This is a genomic window from Kitasatospora sp. NPDC054939 (assembly GCF_053610105.1).
In genome coordinates, this window is sequence record NZ_JBSGXP010000164.1 from 1 (window position 1) to 19549 (window position 19549).

The following is a 19549-nucleotide window of genomic DNA, read 5'->3' on the forward strand; positions in this document are numbered from 1 at the left end:
GCCCGGTGAGCGGGCGGCGCGCCCGTGACGTCCGGCGGCTGTGGGCCGCGGCCCCTCCGGTGGGCGCGGCGGTGCTCGCGCTGGCGCTGCTGACCGGGTGGACGGCGGTGGGCGGGGCGGGCCGGGCGCGGCCGGTGGAGGCGGTCGGCGGCGGCCGGGTGCTGCTGCCTGCGGGCGGAGCGGCGACCGCCACCGCGGCATTCTTCACGATCCGCAACCCCGGGGACGTGCCGGACCGGCTGGTCGGCGCGGAGTGGGAGTTCGGCGGGCCGGTGGTGCTGAAGCGGCACCGGCACCTGGGGGCGGCCGGCCGCTGGGAGCCGGTGACGGCGCTGGAGGTGCCGGCCCGGGGCGAGCTGGTGATGTCCCCGGAGGACGGCGATCTGCTGATCGCCTCCCCGCCCGCCCTGCGGCCGGGGCAGCCGGTGGAGTTCACCCTGCACTTCCGCAACAGCCCGCCGCTGCGGGTGCGGGCCGAGGTCGTCCCGCCGGGCGGCCGGCCCGGCCAACGATGAGCACGGCTGCGCAGGAGGCCGACGGGGAACGGCCTCCTGCGCGCACCGGCCCGGACGGCTGACGCCCCGTCCGTTCCGTTCACCACCCTGGCCCCACCGGGCGCCCCCGTACCAGAGTCGCCCGGCCCGGGTCGGGGGGCCGAAGGTCCCGGCCCCGCGGTCCGGGACCCGGCGTTCCGGTCGGGGCCGTTCGGGCGCTAGCGTGAATCCGACATATCTCCCCCGGTCGGCCGACCGGGAGGAGGGGCGTCCGGGGCCCGCCCGACGGGGCCCGGGCAGGGCGAAGGAGTGGCTGCGGTGGCGGACGGTACGCGGGCGGGAACGAGCGGGACCCCGGCCCAGGAGCCCACCGAGCCCGGTCGGCGCGAGCGGAAGGCCCGGATACCGCAGCTGCGGCTGGACGAGCTGCTGGAGGAGCTCCAGTGGCGGATCGACGCGGCCCGCGGCACCCGGGACCGCGTGCACAGCCTGCTGGAGGCGGTGCTGGCGGTCGGCCGGGAGCTGGACCTCGGCCAGGCGCTGCACCGGATCGTGGAGGCCGCCGCCGACCTGGTGGACGCCCGGTACGCGGCGCTCGGGGTGATCGGCGCGGACGGGCACTCGCTGTCGCAGTTCCTGACGGTGGGCCTGACCGACGCGGAGATCGAGGCGATCGGGCCGCTGCCGTCCGGCCGCGGCATCCTCGGTGAGCTGATCCGGGATCCGCAGCCGCTGCGCTGCCCGGTGCTGTCGGACCATCCGGCCTCGGCGGGCTTCCCGCAGCACCACCCGCCGATGCACACCTTCCTCGGGGTGCCGGTGCGGGTGCGCGGGGAGGTGTTCGGCAACCTGTACCTGACCGACAAGCGCGGCGGGCTGGACTTCGACGCCGACGACGAGGCGGTGATCGCCACCCTCGCGGTGGCGGCCGGGGTGGCGATCGACAACGCCCGGCTGTACGAGGAGGCGCAGCGCCAGCAGCGCTGGCTGCAGGCGAGCGCGGAGATCACCCGCAGTCTGCTGTCGGGGGCGCCGCGGATGGCGGTCGTGGAGCTGATCGCGCGCCGGGCCCGGGAGATCGCGGGGGCGGAGCTGGCGGACGTCTCGGTGGCGCTCGCGGATCCCGGCGAGCGGGCGGACGAGCTGGCGGTGGAGGTGGCGCTGGGCGGCGGTTCGCCGGACCGGCTGGGCGTCACGGTGCCGGTGGACGGCACGCTCTCGGGCGCCGCGTACGTGTCGGGTTCGCCGGTGACCAGCGGCGAGCTGGAGTGCGACGGGCGCTACCCGGCGGGCCCGCCGGGGCGGTTCGCCGGGCTGGGGCCGGCGGTGGCGGTGCCGCTGGGCACCTCGACGGCGTTCAGCCGGGGTGTGCTGCTGCTGGCGCGCGAGCGCGGCGGGCCGCCGTTCACGGCGGAGGAGACCGGCCCGCTGCAGGGTTTCGCGGACCAGGCGGCGCTGGCCCTGGAGCTGGCCGAACGGCGGCGGGACGCCGAGCAGTTGACGCTGCTGGAGGACCGCGACCGGATCGCCAGGGACCTGCACGACCTGGCGATCCAGCGGCTGTTCGCGACCGGGATGACGCTGCAGAGCGCGGGCCGGCTGATCGACAGCCAGGGCGCGGCGGACCGGGTGAGCCGGGCGGTCGCGGACCTGGACGAGACCATCAAGATCATCCGGTCGACGATCTTCGGGCTGCGCGCCCACAACGAGCCGGACCGCGGGCTGCGGGCCCGCGCCACCCGGGCCGTCGGCGAGGCGCAGGGCACGCTGGGCTTCGCACCCCGGCTGAGCATGGAGGGGCTGCTCGACACCGACGTGCCGGCCGAACTGGCCGAGCAGGTGATGGCCGTGCTCGGCGAGGCGTTGAGCAACGCGGCCCGGCACGCCCGGGCGAGCCGGGTGGAGGTGGCACTGCGGGCGGTCGGCGGCCGGGTCGCCCTCACCGTGACCGACAACGGTGTCGGGGTGGCCGACGGCGGCCGGCGCAGCGGGCTGCGCAACCTCGCCGAGCGGGCCGAGCGGGTGGGCGGGAGCTTCGCCCTGCGGCCGGCCGAGGGCGGCGGGACGGTGCTGGCCTGGGAGGCCCCGCTCGGCTGACGGCCGTCCGCGGGCGGGGAGCCGCGCGGCTCCCCGCCCACCGCACCGGCTCGGCGACCGCTCGGCCGAGGCCCACCGCACCGGCGCACCAGCGCACCGCACCGGCTCAGCGGCCGCGCGGGTGCCCGCCCGGCGGGGCCGCCGACGGCCGCGCCAACTCGGTGGCGATCAGCGCGGCCTGCACCCGGCGTTCGACGCCGAGCTTGGCGAGCAGCCGCGAGACGTGGTTCTTGACGGTCTTCTCCGCCAGGTAGAGCCGCTCGCCGATCTGCCGGTTGGTCAGCCCCTCGCCGATCAGGGCGAGCACCTCCTGCTCGCGCGCGGTCAGCTCCGGGCCGCCGGGGGCGGGCTGCTGCGCGGGCTCGTGGTCGCTGCGCAGCCGGGCGAGCAGGCGGGTGGCCGCGCCCGGGTCGAGCATCGACCGGCCGGAGGCGACCGTGCGGACGGCGGCGACCAGGTCGGTCCCGCTGATCTGCTTGAGGACATAGCCGGCGGCGCCCGCCATGACGGCGTCCAGCAGCGCCTCCTCGTCGTCGAAGGAGGTGAGCATCAGGCAGGCCAGGTCCGGCATCCGGGAGCGCAGTTCACGGCAGACGGCCACCCCGTCGCCGTCCCCGAGGCGGACGTCGAGCACGGCGACGTCGGGGCGCAGCGCGGGCACCCGGACCAGGGCCTGTTCGGCGGTGGCGGCCTCGCCGACGACCTGGAGGTCGGGCTCGCAGTCCAGCAGATCGTGCACACCGCGGCGCACCACCTCGTGGTCGTCCAACAGAAAGACCCTCACCGGTGCTGCGGCACCGGCCGTACTGCTCGCCATCACGCGTACTTCCACCCTTGTCGTGCCCGGCACACTGCTGCGGGACGGTCGCATCATCACCGACGGGGCCGGTGCGTGCCCAGGGCCGAACGGCCCCATTCGGCCGCGCACGGAGGATTCCGGCGCCCAGGTCGTGTCCGGCCGATCCTGTCGGACCTAGCCGCCGACGGCGAAGAGGGCGGCGACCGCGGCGAGCGAGGCGAGCGCCACCAGGGCCAGCAGCCCGGCGAGCAGGGCCCGGGCATCGGGCCGGGCGGGCAGCGGCACGGCCCGCAGCGGTCCGGCGACGGTGCCGAGGACGGACCAGCGCAGCCGCTCCTCGCGCTGTTCGGCGCGGTGGTAACGGGCGGCGCGCAGTCGCAGCAGGGTGGCGGCGACCAGGCCGGCCAGGGCGATCCGGGCGGCCGGCCGCCAGTCGCCGACGGTCGGCAGCAGGGCGGCGGCCAGGGCGAGCGCGGCCCACCAGACCAAGCAGGCCGCGGCGGCGGTGCGGGTCGAGCGGGGGCGGTCTTCGCCCGCGCGGAGGTCGGCGATGGCGGGCAGGTACCAGACGCAGCCGGAGGCGGTGACCGCGGCGGTGCCGACGGCCAGGACGGTGTGGGACATGCCAGTGCTCCTCAGCCGGGATCGGAGGCGGTGCGGGGACGGGTCGGAGGCGGTGCGGGGCGGGCCGTCCCCGCCCGCCCGGGGGCAGCGACACGGGCGGGGACGGCGTTCGGGGGCGGTCCGGGAGCGGGTCAGCTCGCGGGGCCGCCGCGCTCGCCGTCGTACCGGGCGGGGACGACACCGGCGAGGTGCTTGGCGGGCTCGCCGTGGTTGTCGAACCAGTCGCGGGCGGCGATCTCCGGGTGGTGGAGGTCGAAGGCGGGCGATTCGGAGCGGATCCGCGGCAGGGTGGTGAAGTTGTGGCGCGGCGGCGGGCAGGAGGTGGCCCACTCCAGCGAGCGGCCGTAGCCCCACGGGTCGTCGGTCTCGACCTTCTCGCCGTACTTGGCGGTCTTCCAGACGTTGTAGAGGAAGGGCAGGATCGACAGGCCGAGCAGGAACGAAGCGATCGTCGAGACGGTGTTCAGGGTGGTGAAGCCGTCGTCGGCCAGGTAGTCGGCATAGCGGCGGGGCATGCCCTCGGCGCCTAGCCAGTGCTGCACCAGGAAGGTGCCGTGGAAGCCGATGGTCAGCGTCCAGAAGGTGATCTTCCCGAGCCGCTCGTCCAGCATCTTCCCCGTCATCTTCGGCCACCAGAAGTGGAAGCCGGCGAACATCGCGTACACCACCGTGCCGAACAGCGTGTAGTGGAAGTGGGCGACGACGAAGTACGAGTCGGAGACGTGGAAGTCGATCGGCGGGGCGGCGAGCAGGACGCCGGTGAGGCCGCCGAAGAGGAAGGTGACCAGGAAGCCGACGGTCCAGAGCATGGGTGTCTCGAAGCTCAGTGAGCCCTTCCACATGGTGCCGACCCAGTTGAAGAACTTCACCCCGGTCGGGACGGCGATCAGGAAGGTCATGAAGGAGAAGAACGGCAGCAGGACCTGCCCGGTGACGTACATGTGGTGCGCCCAGACCGTCACCGACAGGCCGGCGATGGCGACGGTGGCGGCGATCAGGCCCGCGTAGCCGAACATCGGCTTGCGGGAGAAGACCGGGATGACCTCGGAGACGATCCCGAAGAACGGCAGCGCCAGGATGTACACCTCGGGGTGGCCGAAGAACCAGAACAGGTGCTGCCAGAGCATCGCCCCGCCGCTGGCCGGGTCGAAGACGTGCGAGCCGAACTTGCGGTCGCACTCCAGGGCGAGCAGGGCGGCGGCCAGCACCGGGAAGACCAGCAGCACCAGCACCGAGGTCAGCAGGACGTTCCAGCAGAAGATGGACATCCGGAACATCGTCAGGCCGGGGGCCCGCATGCAGATGATGGTGGTGATGAAGTTGACCGCGCCGAGGATGCTGCCGAAGCCGGAGAGCGTCACGCCCATGATCCACATGTCGGAGCCGACACCCGGCGAGTGGACGGCGTCGGAGAGCGGCGCGTAGAGGAACCAGCCGAAGTCGGCGGCGCCCTGCGGGGTGGCGAAGCCGGCCGCGGCGATCAGCGAGCCGAACATGAACAGCCAGTAGGCCAGCATGTTGAGCCGGGGGAAGGCCACGTCGGGCGCGCCGATCTGCAGCGGCATGATCCAGTTCGCGAAGCCGGTGAACAGCGGCATCGCGAACAGCAGCAGCATCACCGAGCCGTGCATGGTGAACGCCTGGTTGAACTGCTCGTTGGAGAGGATCTGGGTGCCCGGACGGGCGAGTTCGGCGCGCATCACCAGCGCCAGCACCCCGCCGATCAGGAAGAACGCGAACGCCGACACCAGGTACATGCTGCCGATGGTCTTGTGGTCGGTGGTCGTCAGCAGCCTGACCACGGCCGACCCCGGCCTCCTCGCCCGGACCCCGGCCGGCCCTGCTGCGGCCGGCGGCGGCGCGCTGCCGTCCCTTGCCTCGATGGCGCTCACGGACGCTCTCCTTCGAACTGCTGCGGATGGATGGCGATCCATGATCAGGAGTTCGGGAGGTGCGGCCCCAGGGCCGTTGGACCCAGCGGGCCCGGGCCGGTGGGCCCGACTTCGCAGGGCCCTCCGGACCGGCGAAGAGCCGCCGCGGGCCGAGGGCCTGTCCGGCCGGTCTTGCCGGACAGGCCCGAGGAGTTGACTCCCCGCCCGCGACGGCTCCCCGACGCGACGGCTTGGCCCCGGTGTCAGCCGGCCGCCGAGATCAGGCCGAGTCCGCCGTCGAACCTGCGGTAGACCACCCGCCCGGAGCCGCTGCCCGGCTGGGCGAAGAACAGGAACGGCAGCTCGGCCCGGACCAGCCGCTCGACGGCCTGCGGCTCGGTCAGCTCCGGCGCCCCGTGCGGGCTCAGCGTCATCGGCACGGTGGGCCGGCAGGGCGGGGCCGCCGCCTGGGTGCGGGCCAGCCGGTAGCCGGTCGGGCCGACCCGGTAGACCACCGCGTCGGTCTCGGTCGCCGGATCGGTGAACAGGTGGATGTCGTAGTCCATCGCGTCCATCGTGCGGACCGCCGCGTCGGGCGAGCACCACACCAGGTGCGCCCACTTGCGCCGGACGATCCGCGGCAGCTCGGTCGCGTACGGCAGGCGGGCGCGCAGCTCGCGGGGGGCGGCACGCAGGCCGCTGCCGACCGGCCGCTCGATGCCCTCCGGCAGGCGGTCGGCGGGGGCCGGCCCGGTCCGCACCGCCGTACCCCGGCCGCGCGGGCGCCGGGGCCACGGCCGGGGCGCCCAGCCCGAGGCGGCGGTGGCGATCCGCTGGCGCAGCCCGTCCGCGACCCGGTCCAGGACCTCGCCGAACTCGCCCGCAGCCTCCTGGACCCGGATCCGGCGGCCGTCGACCTCCGCGTTGACCTGCGCGAGCACGGTGGCCGCGCCGACCAGGCCGACCCGGACCCGCAGCGCCTCGACCATCGCGTCGGCGCCGCCGACGACGGCCGCGACCCGGGCTCTGGTGTCGGCCGCGAAGCTCCGCGAAATGCCGTCCCGCACCTGTACCGTGACCAATTCCCCCACCTCGGGTCTCTTCGTCTTCCCATGCCTGCGCCACGGCCCCACCGCCGTGCGGCGCTCACCTTGCCGCCGGGTGCCGTCCGAGGCAAGGGCCGAACGGCCCCGGGCCCCGGTACCGGTGGCCCGGCACCGCCCGGCGCCCGTCCGGGCCCGCCCCCGTCCGGCCCCCGCCCCGCGGTCGGGCCGGCCCGGTCAGGGGCGCAGCCGGGCCAGCGCGCCGATCTCCAGCGCCGCGTAGACCGCACCGTCCGGGCCGACCGCGATGCCGTGCGGTTCGGAGCCGGGGGTGGGCAGCTCGTACTCCTCGACCGTCCCGTCCGGGGTGATCGAGCCGATCCGGTTGCCGCCCCATTCGGTGAACCAGCAGGAGCCGTCGGGGCCGGCGGTGATGGCGTGCGGCCGGGCCGCCGGGTCCGGCAGCGGGTACTCCGTCACCTTGCCGTCGACGGTGATCCGGCCGATCCGCCCGGCGCCGATCTCGACGAACCAGAGCGCGCCGTCCGGTCCTGCGGTGATGCCGACCGGGGCCGCGCCCGCGGTGGGCAGCGGGTGGACGGCGATCGTGCCGTCGGTGCCGATCCGGCCGATCGCGTTCGCCTGGTTGAGGGCGAACCAGAGGCCGCCGTCCGGACCGGCGGTGATCGCCGAGGGGAACGCGCCGGCGGCCGGCAGCGGGTACTCCGTCACCTCGCCGTCGACGGTGATCCGGCCGATCCGGTCGGCGTTCAGCTCGGTGAACCAGAGCGCCCCGTCGGGGCCGACCGCGATGCCGAAGGGGCCGGCGCCCGGGGTGGGCAGCGGGAAGGACTCGGAGGTGCCGTCGACGGTGATCCGGCCGATCCGGTGGTCCTTGAGGCGGGTGAACCAGAGCGCGCCGTCCGGGCCGGGGACGATCACCGAGGGCCCGCACTCCGCGGAGTCCAGGGCGAAGTGCTCCACCGCACCGTCGGGGGCGAGCCGGCCGATCGCTCCGGCGTGCACCAGAGTGAACCAGAGCGCGCCGTCCGGGCCGGTGGTGACGGCGTACGGGCCGGCCGCCGGGTCGGCGACGGTGCGCTGTTCGATCGGTTCGGTGGTTCGGGACATCGGTGGGCTCCCCCTCGGGCTCCGGCGTCAGTTGATCTTCGTCCGACCCTGACATGTACGGGGGCCGCAGGGCAAGGGGGTCAGCCGGCGGCCGGGCCCGGGATCGTTCCGGTACCACCGGGGCCCGGGGCGCCGGGGCCCCGCATCGCCGACGTCGGCACCGTCGCCGGAGGTACCGTCGCCGTCGCCGTCGCCGGGGGTACCGTCCGGGCCGCGCCGCCGGCCCGGCCCGCCGTCGGTGCCGCGCAGCACGGAGACCACGCCGAGCACCGCCGCGCAGATCGGCACCGCGAGCAGCGCACCCAGGATCCCCATGAGCCCGGCGCCGGCCACCACGGCGACCATGATGGTGGCGGGGTGCAGTTCCACCGTGCGGCTCTGGATGAAGGGCTGCAGGACGTTGCCCTCGATCGCCTGCACCGCGAGGACGATCCCCAGCGCCCAGAGCGCGATCGCCAGGCCGCCCTCGGCCAGCGCGACCAGCACCGCGACCGAGCCGGAGAGGAAGGCGCCGACGAACGGGATGTACGCGCCCATGAACACCAGCGCGCCGAGCCCGGCGGCCCCGGGGACGCCGAGGATCGCCAGGCCGACGGTGATGAAGGTCGCGTCGATCGCCGCGATCAGGGTGGTGCCGCGCATGAAGCCGGCCATCGCCTCGAAGGCCTTCACCCCACAGGCGACGACGGTGTCGCCGGCCCGGCCCGGCAGGTAGGAGCGGACCGTGTCACCGGTGCGGTGGCCGTCCCGGAGGAAGAAGAAGACCAGGGCGAGCGCGAGCACCGCGCCGGTGGCGATCTGGGTGGCGAACCCGAGGCCCGAGAGCACCCCGGTGGCGAACGTGGAGACCAGCGAGTCGGACTCGCCCTGGGCGCTGTCCAGGACGTTCTGGATCCTCGCTCCGAACGGGCCGAGCCAGCCGGCGATCCGGTCGCCCGCCTCCTGGAGCGCCTCCGCGATCTGTGGGGCGCTGTGCACCAGGGAGTTGACCAGCAGGGCGATCACCCCGCCGACCGCCAGCACCAGGACGGCGCAGGTGAGGCCTGCGGCCGGGCCCCGGCCGACGCCGTGCCGGACCATCCACGGCATCACCGGGTACAGCAGCGAGGTGCCCAGCAGCGCGATGATCACCGGGACGGTGGCGGCCCGCAGCTGGACGATCGCGAAGACCACCAGCGAGGCGACGGTGATGAACAGGATGACCGCCACCGACCAGGCGGCCGCGGTGCGCACGACCGGCGGCAGCGCGGCGGAGGGCCGGCGGTCGCCGCGGCCGGCGCCGCCGCGCGGAAGGCCGTCACGCGGAAGGCCGTCACGCGGAGGTCCGTCGCCCGGGGGGCCGCCGCCCCGGGGTTCTCCACTCGGGGGGCCGTCGCTCGGGGGTTCGGCTGCCATACGGGACATACCAGCACACAAACCCCCGAAACTCCCGGACATCCGACACGCCCGGGACGACCCCGCGTCAGTCCTCCGCCACCACCCGGACGTCCCCGCCGCCGCCCGCGAAGGCCAGCGCCCGCTCGCCCTCCTCGACCGCCGCCCGCCGGTCCGCCCGCCGCAGCGGGGCGAACGGCCGGACCAGCGCCGTGTGCCCGCCCGACCGGTCCGCCACCAGCTCCCAGAGGCCCGCGACCAGCCCGTCCACCAGCAGGGTGCCCAGCACGATGCCGTTCTGCGTCATCACCCGGCCGCGGTACTCCTCGGGCAGCACCCGGGTGCGGTCGGCATGCGAGAGCAGCAGGTTGTCGAAGGGCGCCAGCAGCCGGACCGGCGCCGGCACCTCCGGGTCGGGCCGCGGGGCGTCCGGCAGGTCGTACAGCAGCCGGCCCTGCTCGTCGCGGAAGGTGACGAGCCGTGGGGCGAGCCCCTTCAGCACCGCGCCGAGCCGGGTGAGGCCGCACCACTTCTGCAGGTCGGCGACGGTGGCCGGGCCGAAGGCGGCGAGGTAGCGCAGCGCCAGGTCGTCGAGCGCGGGCTCGGGGTCGAGCGGGCGCCCCAGCCAGTGCTCGGCGGTGGTGTGCGCGGCGGCGCCGCTGCGGCCCCAGACCCCGCGCGGCGGCACCTGGACCAGCGGCAGCAGGCAGCGCGCGGCCTGCGCCAGCGCGGCCGGGTCGCGGTCCGGACGGCCGGCGGCGAGCAGGGCGCCGAGCTGCTGGAAGGTGCGCGGCTCCGCCTCGACCAGCTCCCGGGCCTCGGCGGCGAGCGCGGCGAGGTCGAGCCCGGCCAGCCGCTTGCCGTAGGTGTTGCGCATGCCCTGGTCGAGCACGGGCTGCAGCAGCGGGCGCAGGGTCAGGCAGTCGGCGGCGCCGACCAGGTGGATGGTGCCGCGCTGGAGGGCGATCCGGACCGCCCGCCGGTCCTCGATCAGCTCGCTGAGCGCGGCCGGGGCGAAGCCGTCCAGCCGGGACCAGAGGCCGAGGTAGGGCGGCTGCGGGACGGCCTGGGCCTGCAGGCCGACCAGGTGCTCGACCATGCCGAGCGGGGTCGTCCCGGACGTCCGGGCCAGCAGGTGCTGGCGGGCGAGCAGGGCGCGGCCGAGGGCGCGCGGACCGAGCACGGGGAGGGCGGCCGGGGCGCTCATCGGCGGCCGTCCAGGACGGAGCGGAGCACCGCGATGCGGTTGGTGGTGATGGAGTCGGCGCCGACCGCGCGCAACCTGCGCATGGTGCGGCGCAGGTCGGCGGTCCAGGTGGAGACGGCGAGTCCGGCGTCCCGGGCGGCGCCGACGAGCTCCGGGGTGACCAGGCCGAACGGCGGGTTGAGGTAGCGCGGACGCAGGTCGGCGAGGAGCGCGGCAGCGGGCAGCACGGGCTGCTTCCAGGTGAGGGCGAGCTCGGCCCCGGGGGCGAGCGCGCGGACGGCGAGCATCGCGGTGGCGGGGCCGCAGAAGGCGACCCGGTCCTCCGCGCCGAGGCCGGTGACGGTCTCCCAGGTGGCGGCGGCCGGGCCCGGGTCGTCCAGGTCGAGCAGCAGCCTGGTGCCGGGGAAGGCCGCGACGGCCTTGACCGCCTCGGCGAGGGTCGGCACGGCGAGCGGGCCGCGGCGCAGCTCGTCCAGCTGGTCGAGGGTGACCCGGTGCAGCGGGCGGGGGTCGGCCCAGAGGCGTTCCAGGGTGGGGTCGTGCAGCAGGACCGGGACGCCGTCGCGGGTGAGCCGGACGTCGACCTCGACGGCGTCGGCCCCGGCGGCGAGCGCGGACTCGACGGAGGGGAGGGTGTTCTCGCGGCGCCGGTAGGGGTCGCCGCGGTGGGCGACGGCGAGCACCCGGCGCGGGTCGGCGGTCACCGGACCAGCCCCGCGAGCCAGGGGGTGAGGTGCGGGCCGTCGACGTGCTCGCGGTAGCCGGGCTCGCCGGGCACGGTCACGATCAGCACGGTGGACGGCGGGAAGGTCCGCTGCTTCACGTGGACCAGCCCGCTCCACACCGAGTGCAGGAAGGCCGGGGCGCTGTCCCGGGGGACGTCGAAGGCGATGCCGTCGACGGTGATCACCACCTCGTCGTGGACGAACAGGCGGACGGTGACGGTGGGCGGGCCGCCGATCGCCACCAGGGCCTCGTGCGGTATCGCGTCGAGTTCGCCGCGCTCGGGGGCGGTGAGTCCGGCGAAGGTCCGGTCGTGGCCGATGTCGTGCTCGGCCCGGACCTCGCGGCCGTGCCGGGCGGCCATCGCCTCGATCGCGAACACGGCGCTCTGGGTGGACGGCAGCGGCGGGTGGGCCATCGGGGGCGGAGCCTTTCGGTCGGGGACACGGCGGGCGGTGCGGGGGCGGCGGGGCGGGAACGCGGCGGTGCGGGGCGCGGGTCGGGCCGGACTGGGCGGGCGGCCCGGAGGTCAGCGGCGTTCGACCATCACATTGGTCGACTTGATGACCGCCGTGGCGGGCGCGCCGGGCACCAGGCCCAGTTCCTCGGCCGACTCCCGGCTGATCAGCGAGACCACCCGGAACGGCCCGGCCTGGATCTCGACCTGGGCGGCGACGTCGCCGAGCACGACGTCGGTGACGATCCCGGGGAAGCGGTTGCGGGCGGAGGACGGGCGGCCCTCGGCCTCGGCGTTCTCCGGGCGGGCCAGCTCGCGGGCGAAGGCGGCGAGCTGGGCTCCGGGGATGATCCGGTGGCCGTGCTCGTCGCGGTCGGCGGCCACCCGCCCGGCGTCCACCCAGCGGCGCATGGTGTCGGCGCTCACCCCGAGCAGGGCCGCCGCCTCACCGATCCGGTACGGGTTGACCGCCGCCTCGTGCTGGGCCATGGGGACTCCTGACGACTGTTCGGACTGGGTGCGGACGGCGTGCAAAGGCGTACGAAGGCGTGCAAGGGCGTACGGACGACCGCCGGACCGCTCGGCCCGGGCCGTGTGCGGCCGCCCCGCCGCCATCCTGCCGTACGACCGGGCGGCGGGGCCAAGCGGAGCACCGGCGGGCGCCGCGCGGACGGCGGCCCGGCCGTACGGCAGGCAGCGGGCGGACGGCGCACAGCCAGCTGCGCGGGCCACGGCTCGGCCGCTCAGGGCTCGCCGAAGAGGTCCCGCCGGACGGCATCCCCGGCGGTGAGCACGGCCCCGGCGAGGATCGCACCGCCGCCCGCCGTACCGGCCCTGACCGCGGTGCGCAGCGGGTTGAGGCCGGCCAGCCGGTCCTCGACGCGGCGGGCCAGCTCGGCGCCGCCGGCCCGGCCGGTCTCGCCGCCCAGCACGACGCAGCCGGGGTCGAGGACCACGCAGACGGCGGCGGCGCCGATCGCGATCCGTCCGGCGAGGGCGTCGAGGAAGCCATCCCCGGCCGGCCCGGCGTCGAGGGCGGCCCGGACGGCGGCCTCGGCGGCGGCCGCGTCGTCGGCGGGGTCGGCGGGCAGGCCGTGGGCGCGGGCGAGCGCGCAGACCGCCGCGGAGCCGACCAGACCGTGGAAGCCGCCCTCGCACTCGGAGGCACTGGGCAGGCCGACCGTGCCGGGGACGGGCAGGAAGCAGATCTCGCCGGTACCGCCGGACGCCCCCCGGCGCAGCTTGCCGTCGATGACGACGGCGGCGCCGACGCTGTGGCCGAGCCAGAGCAGCACGAAGGTGTCCTGGCCGCGGGCGGCGCCGACCCGGTGCTCGGCGTGGCCGGCGAGGTTGACCTCGTTCTCCAGGATCACGTCGGTGCCGGGCAGCTCCGCCAGGGCGGTGAGCAGTTCGGCGTGCCAGGCGGGGAGCTTGCCGGTGCTGTAGAGGCGCCCGGTGGCGGGGTCGACCAGGCCGGGCGCGCCGACGGCGACGGTGTGCAGCCGGTCGACGCCGGCCTCGCGGGTGGTGGCGAGCAGGGTGCGGACGATCCGGTCGGCGAGTTCGCGCGGGGTGCCGTCGCGTTCGTCGACGACCAGGTCGGCGGTGCCGAGGCTGCGGCCGGCCAGGTCGGCGACGACGAGGCTGACGCCGGCGGTGCGGACGTCCACGGCGGCGAGGTGGGCGCGGTCGGCGACCAGCGCGTAGACCCGGGCGTTGGGGCCGCGGCGCTGTTCGCCGCGTTCGCCGACGACGGCGACCAGGCCGGTGCGCTGGAGCCGTTCCAGCAGGTCGGAGACGGTGGGGCGGGAGAGGCCGGTGAGGCCGCGCAGCTCGGTGGCGGTCAGCGGTCCCTGTTCGAGCAGCAGGTTGAGGGCCAGCCGGTCGTTGATCGCCCGGGCGGTGCTCGGCGTGGCCGTGCGCACGGTGGTCATGGCAGAGCATCCTTCCAGAGGATTTCTATCAGGGTCCCTTCCTGATAATTTATCGCCCGTGGCGCGAAGCGCGTCCAGGGCACCGACGCGCCTGCCGCACGACCGGGAGGGAACCCCGCATGATCGAGGACTTGACCAGGAAGACCCGGGACGCACTGGAGTCCCCCCGCCGGGCCAGGGTGAGCATCGCCCTGGTGTTCGGCGTGCACGGCGCCGTCAGCGGGAGCTTCGTCTCCCGGATCCCCTGGATCCAGGACCGGCTTGACCTCTCCCCCGGGCAGCTCGGCCTCGCCCTGGTGATGCCCGCCGTCGGCTCCTCCCTCGCCATGCCGCTCGCCGGGCGCTTCGTCCACCGCTACGGCGGGCGGGCCGCCACCCGCGGACTCCTCGCCCTGTGGTGCCTGGCGCTCGCCCTGCCCGCACTCGCCCCCGGGCTCCCCTTCCTCTGCCTGGCCCTGCTCGTCTTCGGCGCCACCGCCGGCATGGCGGACGTCGCGATGAACGCCCAGGGCGTGGAGATCGAGCAGCGGATCGGCCGCTCGATCATGTCCGGACTGCACGGCATGTGGAGCGCCGGCGGGCTGATCGCCTCCGGCTTCGGCATCCTCGCCGCCCACCGCGACCTCGACGCCCGGCTGCAGCTCGCGGTCACCGCACTCGTCCTGTTCGGCGCAGGACTGCTGGTCGGCCGCGGACTGCCCGACCTGCGGGCCGCCGACGAGGCCGAGGCCCCGCCGCGGTTCGCGCTGCCGCCCCGCAGCTCGCTGGTGATCGGGCTGGTCGGCTTCTGCGCGGTGTTCGCCGAGGGCGCCTCGATGGACTGGAGCGGCGTCTACCTGCGGGACGTCACCGGCGCCTCGCCGACCCTCGCGGCCGTCTCCTACACGGCCTTCGCGCTCACCATGGCGGTCAGCCGGCTGGCCGGGGACGCGGTGATCCGCCGCCTCGGGGCCGTCCGGGCGACCAGGCTGAGCGGGGTCGTCGCCACCGCGGGCGGGCTGCTGGTGGTGGCCGCGGACAGCCCGGCCGTCGCCATCCCCGGATTCGCCCTGATCGGCATCGGCATCGCGGTGGTCGTCCCGCTCGCCTTCGCGGCGGCCGGCCGGGTCGGCGGCAACCCCAGCCAGGCCATCGCCGGCGTCGCCACCGTCACCTACACCTCCGGCCTGGTCGCGCCCGCGGTCATCGGCGTCCTCGCCCAGGCCACCTCGCTCACCGTCTCCTTCACCCTGGTCACCGTGCTGACCTTCGCCCTCGTCCTGAGCGCCGGCGCCCTCCGGCGGGCCGGGGACCCGGCCGACGCCACCGCGGGCCGCTGAGGGCAGGGGCGACGGGGGCGGGGGCCGCGGCGGCCCGGGCGAGGTCGCCGGGGGCGGGGCTGCCGGGGTTAGGCTCTCGGGGTGATCGATGCCTCGCCCGCGCCGCCGACGGCGCCCGCGCAGCCCGTACCCCCGGCGCCGTCCGCACCTGCGCCCGCGCCCGCCGAGGCGGCCGCCGGGCCGGGGCGGCGCGGTCCCGGCCGGGCGGCCTGGCTGCGGTTCGGGGTGCTGGTCGCGGTGCTCGGGACGGTGGCCGGCTCGCTGCTGCTGTGGAGCCCGACGGCCCTGCTCTCGGACGGCGTGCCGCTGCCGGTCTTCGTCCTGGTGTACGCGGTCGGCACGCTCGCCTTCATGCCGCGCCCGGCGCTCAACGCGGCGGCCGGCCTGCTGCTCGGCACCGCCCAGGGCGTGCCGACCGCCGTGCTGGGCACCACGCTCGGCGCCGTGGCGGCCTTCGCCCTCGGGCGCACCCTCGGCCGGGAGGCGCTCCGCCCCTACCTGCGCGGCCGGCTGCTGACCGGCCTGGACCGCCGCTTCACCGAGCAGGGCTTCCGCAGCGTGCTGCTGCTGCGGCTGCTGCCGGGCCTGCCGTTCCAGGCGGGCAACTACGGGGCGGCCTTCTCCGGGGTGCGGTTCCTGCCGTTCCTGGCCGGGACGGCGATCGGCGTGGTGCCGACCACGACGGTGTATGTGACGGCGGCGGCCAGTGCCGGGGAGCCCGGGTCGGCGGCGTTCCTGCTGTCGGCCGGGGCGATCGCGCTGCTGGTGCTGTTCAGCGGCGTCACGCTGTGGCGGGCGGCCCGTCGACGGGCGGTCAGCGCGCCCTGAGCCGGGCGGAATTCGCTTTCGCGGCGTCACCGGACCGGGTCAGGATGGCCGTCATGACGACCACCACCCCACGGACCGATCCCCCCTTCGCCGCGGACGAGGCGACCATGCTGACCGCGTGGCTCGACTTCCACCGCGCCACCCTGGCCCTGAAGTGCGAGGGCCTCGCCGAGGAGCAGTTGCGGCGGCGCTCGGTGCCGCCGTCCGGGCTCTCCCTGCTCGGCCTGGTCCGGCACATGGCCGAGGTCGAGCGCTACTGGTTCGAGGTCGTCCTGCTCGGCGGGGACCCGGCGGCCGGCCACTACTGGACGGACGAGGACCAGGACGCCGACTTCGACCGGGTCGACACCGCCTCCGCCGCGGAGGGCCTCGCCACCTGGCGGTCCGAGGTCGAGGCGTCCCGCCGGGCCGTCGACGGGCTGGCGCTCGACGCCGTCGGCAAGCGGCTGCGCCACGGCCACGAGGTCTCGTTGCGCTGGATCCTGGTCCACATGATCGAGGAGTACGCCCGGCACAACGGGCACGCGGATCTTCTGCGCGAGCTGATCGACGGCGCCACGGGCGAATGAAATCGTTTCCCCATTGTTGACAGAAGGTCAATTAAGGGGTGACCGCAACCGATATGGTCTACGCGCGCAACCGTACGCGGAGCTGCTGCGTCGCATCAGTTGCCCGGGTTCGCCCGGGTTTCCGGTGCGGCACGACTCGTACGGACGTCGCGAGCGGGCACGGGACCGGTGATCAGTGCGATACTCGGACAGTTCCGACGAGTGGATGACGTGTCAAAAGGGCGCGCGCACCCGGGGGGACGCGTACGGGACGAGGCAGGGAGGCGCGGCATGGGAGCACTTCGCGACGAGCACCACAACGGGTGGCTGATGCCCTCCGGGAACTACCCGGCCGCGGTGTACGACGACGAGTGGATCGAGCAGGAGACGGTGCCGTCGGCCCCCGCGCCGACCCGGATCGTCTCGCTCCGGCCCACCGGCTTCGAGGCCGCCCGGACGGTCGGCGAGCACATCCGCGCCAGCACCCCGGTGGTCATGGACCTCACCGAGATGGACGAGGCCGAGGCCAAGCGCATGGTCGACTTCGCCTCCGGGCTGGTCTTCGGCACCCGCGGCGGGATCGAGCGGATCGCCCGCCGGGTGTTCCTGCTGACCCCGGCCGAGGTCGAGGTCATGGTCATCGACCGGCCGCTCGACGAGACCGGCTTCTACAACCAGAGCTGACCGCAGCCGGCCCGGCCACGGGCAGCGGCGCACCCCCGGACCGGGGACGGCACCCGCCGTCCCCGGTCTTCTCGTGCCCGCTCCCCTTCCGCTGTGTCTCGATTGAGGCGACGGCGATAATTCTGAGACACAGGTGTCTCATGTGACCTACACTTGCTGCATGGCCACCGATCGTGACTCCGTCCTCGAAGCCGCCGTCGGCGTGCTGTCCCGCCGCCCCACGGCGCATCTCGACGAGATCGCCCGCGCGGCCGGGATCAGCCGGGCCACCCTGCACCGGCTCTTCCCGGGCCGCGAGGCGCTGATCCGCGAGGTCGGCCTGCTCGGCCTGCGCCGCTTCGCGGCCGCGCTGGACACCGCCGAGGTCGACGAGGGCGACGCCGGGGCCGCACTGCGCCGCCTGGCCGACGCCGTCGTCCCGGACGCGATGCTCTGCGCCTTCCTGGCCGGCGAGAACCAGCTCTACGACGACCCCGGCATCGACGAGCTCTGGCAGGCCCAGTCCGACCGGCTGCGGGCACTGTTCCTGCGCGGCCAGCAGCAGGGCGTCTTCCGGATCGAGCTCTCCGCCGCCTGGCTCGGCGAGGCCTTCTTCGACCTGGTGGCCGGCGTCGGCTGGGCCGTCCAGGACGGCCGCCTCGCCCCCCGCGACGGCGCCTTCTCGCTGGTCGAACTCTTCCTCGGCGGCGCGCTCCGCCGACCCGGGCCGGCCCCCGCGCCGGCGCCCGGACCCACCACCCACAGCACCTCGGACCGGAAACCGGAAGCCGATACCCCATGAGCACCACCGCGATGACCACCACCGCGCACACCCCCGGCGGCAACCGGCGCTGGACCGGCCTCGCCGTCCTCGTCCTGGCCGTCACCCTGGTCGCCGTCGACGCGACCGTGCTCTCCCTGGCCATCCCCTCGATCAGCGAGACCCTGCAGCCCAGCGGCACCCAGCTGCTCTGGATCGGCGACGCGTACTCCTTCGTCCTGGCCGGCCTGCTGGTCTCGATGGGCTCGCTCAGCGACCGGATCGGTCGCAAGAAGCTGCTGCTCGTCGGCGCCACCGGCTTCGGTGCCGCCTCGCTGCTCGCCGCCTACGCCCCGAGCCCCGGCTGGCTGATCCTGGCCCGCGCCCTGCTCGGCGTCGCCGGCGCGACCATCATGCCGTCCACCCTGTCGCTGATCCGCAGCCTCTTCCCGGACGACCGCGAGCGGGCCACCGCCATCGGCATCTGGGGCGCCGCCGCGACGGCCGGCGCCGCCCTCGGCCCGGTGGTCGGCGGGGTCCTGCTGGAGCACTTCTGGTGGGGCTCGGTCTTCCTGCTGAACATCCCGGTGCTGGCCCTGCTGCTGGTGCTCGGCGGCTGGCTGCTGCCCGAGTCGCGCGACCCGAAGCCGGGCCGGTGGGACGTGCTGAGCGTGGCGCTGTCGCTGGTCGGTGTGATCGGCGTGGTGTACGCGATCAAGGAAGCGGCCATGCACGGGCTCGCCCGCTGGGACGTACCGGTCGCCGGGCTGCTCGGCGCCGCGGCGCTCACCCTGTTCGTCCGGCGCCAGCTGCGGCTGGAGACCCCGCTGCTGGACGTCCGGCTGTTCCGCAACCGGCGCTTCACCGCCGCCGTGCTGGCCTCGCTGATCGCGCTGGTCGGGCTCTCCGGCGAGGTGTTCGTGACCTCGCAGTACCTGCAGCTGGTGCGCGGCTACGGCCCGCTGCAGGCCGGCCTGGCCGAGCTGCCCGCCTTCGCCGGCGCCATGGCGGGCGGTCTGCTGACCGCCCGGCTGGCCCGCCGCACCGGGGCCCGGGCCGCGCTGACCTTCGGTCTGCTGGGCATGGGCGTCGGCCTCGGCCTGCTCGGCTGGGTGCAGCAGGACACCACCTACCTGGTGCTGGCGGCGTCCTTCCTGCTCACCGGCACCGCCGAGGGCGTGGTCTACACCCTGGGCGCCGACCTGGTGCTCGGTGCGGCCCCCGCCGACAAGGCCGGCGCCGCCTCCGCGGTCTCCGAGACCGCGTACGAGCTGGGCACCGCGCTCGGCATCGCCCTGGTCGGCTCGGTGGCCACCGCGCTGTACGCGTCCCGGCTGGTCGTCCCGGCGGGCACCGGCCCGGCCGCGGCCGAGCAGGCCGGCGAGTCGCTGGGCGGCGCGGTGGAGGCCGCGCAGGGCCTGCCGGAGGCCCTCGCCGGTCCGCTGCTGAGCAGCGCCCGCGACGCCTTCGTCCACGGGTTCAACGTCGCCGCGCTGCTCGGCGGTGCACTGCTGCTGGCCGCCGCCGCCCTGGTCTGGCGCCTGCTGCGCGGACTGCCGCGCGGCGGTGCGGAGCAGCCGGAGCGGGCGGTCGTGCCGCACGACCGGGCGGAGCCCGAACCGGCGGCGGCACCCCGGGCATGACCGACGGCGGCGGCCGGTGGCGGACCTCGTGAGG

19 protein-coding genes are annotated in these 19549 nt (G+C 75.6%); 8 read left to right on the forward strand and 11 right to left on the reverse strand.

Features of this window, described 5'->3' with window-relative positions:
* On the forward strand, window positions 1-515 hold a 515-nt coding region (locus ACWGB8_RS32635; RefSeq protein ID WP_452217248.1), incomplete at its 5' end, for a copper chaperone PCu(A)C.
* A gap of 381 nt (window positions 516-896) precedes the next feature.
* The gene (locus tag ACWGB8_RS32640) at window positions 897-2591 is read left to right on the forward strand and encodes a GAF domain-containing protein (RefSeq protein WP_452217266.1); all 1695 of its coding nucleotides are present in this window, start codon (window positions 897-899) and stop codon (window positions 2589-2591) included.
* 106 nt (window positions 2592-2697) lie between these two features.
* On the opposite strand, the gene ACWGB8_RS32645 is transcribed toward ACWGB8_RS32640, so the two are convergent.
* The 11 genes from ACWGB8_RS32645 to ACWGB8_RS32695 all read right to left on the reverse strand — a co-directional run bounded on the left by ACWGB8_RS32645 (window position 2698) and on the right by ACWGB8_RS32695 (window position 13754).
* Window positions 2698-3408: a response regulator gene (locus ACWGB8_RS32645; protein ID WP_452217249.1), complete on the reverse strand. Its 711-nt coding sequence runs from the start codon at window positions 3406-3408 to the stop codon at window positions 2698-2700.
* 156 nt (window positions 3409-3564) lie between these two features.
* Window positions 3565-4014, reverse strand: coding sequence for a hypothetical protein (locus tag ACWGB8_RS32650; protein ID WP_452217250.1), 450 nt, complete (start codon window positions 4012-4014; stop codon window positions 3565-3567).
* 131 nt (window positions 4015-4145) lie between these two features.
* Window positions 4146-5948 carry an aa3-type cytochrome oxidase subunit I gene (gene ctaD / locus ACWGB8_RS32655; protein ID WP_452217251.1) on the reverse strand — a complete coding sequence of 601 codons (1803 nt, stop codon included), beginning with the start codon at window positions 5946-5948 and terminating at the stop codon, window positions 4146-4148.
* Window positions 5949-6148: 200 nt separating this feature from the next.
* The gene (locus ACWGB8_RS32660; protein WP_452217252.1) at window positions 6149-6967 is read right to left on the reverse strand and encodes a sigma 54 modulation/S30EA ribosomal C-terminal domain-containing protein; all 819 of its coding nucleotides are present in this window, start codon (window positions 6965-6967) and stop codon (window positions 6149-6151) included.
* Window positions 6968-7165: 198 nt separating this feature from the next.
* A complete protein-coding gene (locus ACWGB8_RS32665; protein ID WP_452217253.1) occupies window positions 7166-8059 on the reverse strand; it encodes a Vgb family protein in 894 nt (297 codons plus the stop codon).
* A 27-nt stretch (window positions 8060-8086) separates the two neighbouring features.
* Window positions 8087-9292, reverse strand: coding sequence for an AI-2E family transporter (locus ACWGB8_RS32670; protein ID WP_452217254.1), 1206 nt, complete (start codon window positions 9290-9292; stop codon window positions 8087-8089).
* 229 nt (window positions 9293-9521) lie between these two features.
* A complete protein-coding gene (locus tag ACWGB8_RS32675) occupies window positions 9522-10640 on the reverse strand; it encodes a winged helix DNA-binding domain-containing protein (protein ID WP_452217255.1) in 1119 nt (372 codons plus the stop codon).
* On the reverse strand, window positions 10637-11344 hold the full coding sequence (locus ACWGB8_RS32680; RefSeq protein WP_452217256.1) for a glycerophosphodiester phosphodiesterase: 708 nt from the start codon (window positions 11342-11344) through the stop codon (window positions 10637-10639). Before ACWGB8_RS32680 ends, ACWGB8_RS32675 begins: the two co-directional genes overlap by 4 nt.
* On the reverse strand, window positions 11341-11781 hold the full coding sequence (locus ACWGB8_RS32685; protein ID WP_452217257.1) for a hypothetical protein: 441 nt from the start codon (window positions 11779-11781) through the stop codon (window positions 11341-11343). Before ACWGB8_RS32685 ends, ACWGB8_RS32680 begins: the two co-directional genes overlap by 4 nt.
* Before the next feature lie 111 nt (window positions 11782-11892).
* Window positions 11893-12309 (reverse strand): TOBE domain-containing protein, encoded by a 417-nt coding sequence (locus ACWGB8_RS32690; protein ID WP_452217258.1) that lies wholly within the window; start codon window positions 12307-12309, stop codon window positions 11893-11895.
* 254 nt (window positions 12310-12563) lie between these two features.
* On the reverse strand, window positions 12564-13754 hold the full coding sequence (locus ACWGB8_RS32695; RefSeq protein ID WP_452217259.1) for an ROK family transcriptional regulator: 1191 nt from the start codon (window positions 13752-13754) through the stop codon (window positions 12564-12566).
* 119 nt (window positions 13755-13873) lie between these two features.
* Between ACWGB8_RS32695 and ACWGB8_RS32700 the strand changes: the two genes are divergently transcribed.
* From ACWGB8_RS32700 to ACWGB8_RS32725, 6 genes are all read left to right on the forward strand, one after another.
* A complete protein-coding gene (locus tag ACWGB8_RS32700; RefSeq protein WP_452217260.1) occupies window positions 13874-15073 on the forward strand; it encodes an MFS transporter in 1200 nt (399 codons plus the stop codon).
* Window positions 15074-15154: 81 nt separating this feature from the next.
* Complete coding sequence (locus tag ACWGB8_RS32705; RefSeq protein ID WP_452217261.1) at window positions 15155-15901, forward strand: TVP38/TMEM64 family protein; 747 nt, start codon at window positions 15155-15157, stop codon at window positions 15899-15901.
* Between the two features lie 53 nt (window positions 15902-15954).
* A complete protein-coding gene (locus ACWGB8_RS32710) occupies window positions 15955-16470 on the forward strand; it encodes a DinB family protein (RefSeq protein ID WP_452217262.1) in 516 nt (171 codons plus the stop codon).
* Window positions 16471-16740: 270 nt separating this feature from the next.
* Window positions 16741-17133, forward strand: coding sequence for a cell division protein SepF (locus ACWGB8_RS32715; RefSeq protein ID WP_452217263.1), 393 nt, complete (start codon window positions 16741-16743; stop codon window positions 17131-17133).
* Between the two features lie 160 nt (window positions 17134-17293).
* On the forward strand, window positions 17294-17914 hold the full coding sequence (locus tag ACWGB8_RS32720) for a TetR/AcrR family transcriptional regulator (protein WP_452217264.1): 621 nt from the start codon (window positions 17294-17296) through the stop codon (window positions 17912-17914).
* Window positions 17911-19515, forward strand: a complete 1605-nt coding sequence (locus tag ACWGB8_RS32725; RefSeq protein WP_452217265.1) for an MFS transporter — start codon at window positions 17911-17913, stop codon at window positions 19513-19515. The genes ACWGB8_RS32720 and ACWGB8_RS32725 overlap by 4 nt, the downstream gene beginning before the upstream one ends.
* The last annotated feature ends 34 nt before the right edge of the window (window positions 19516-19549 follow it).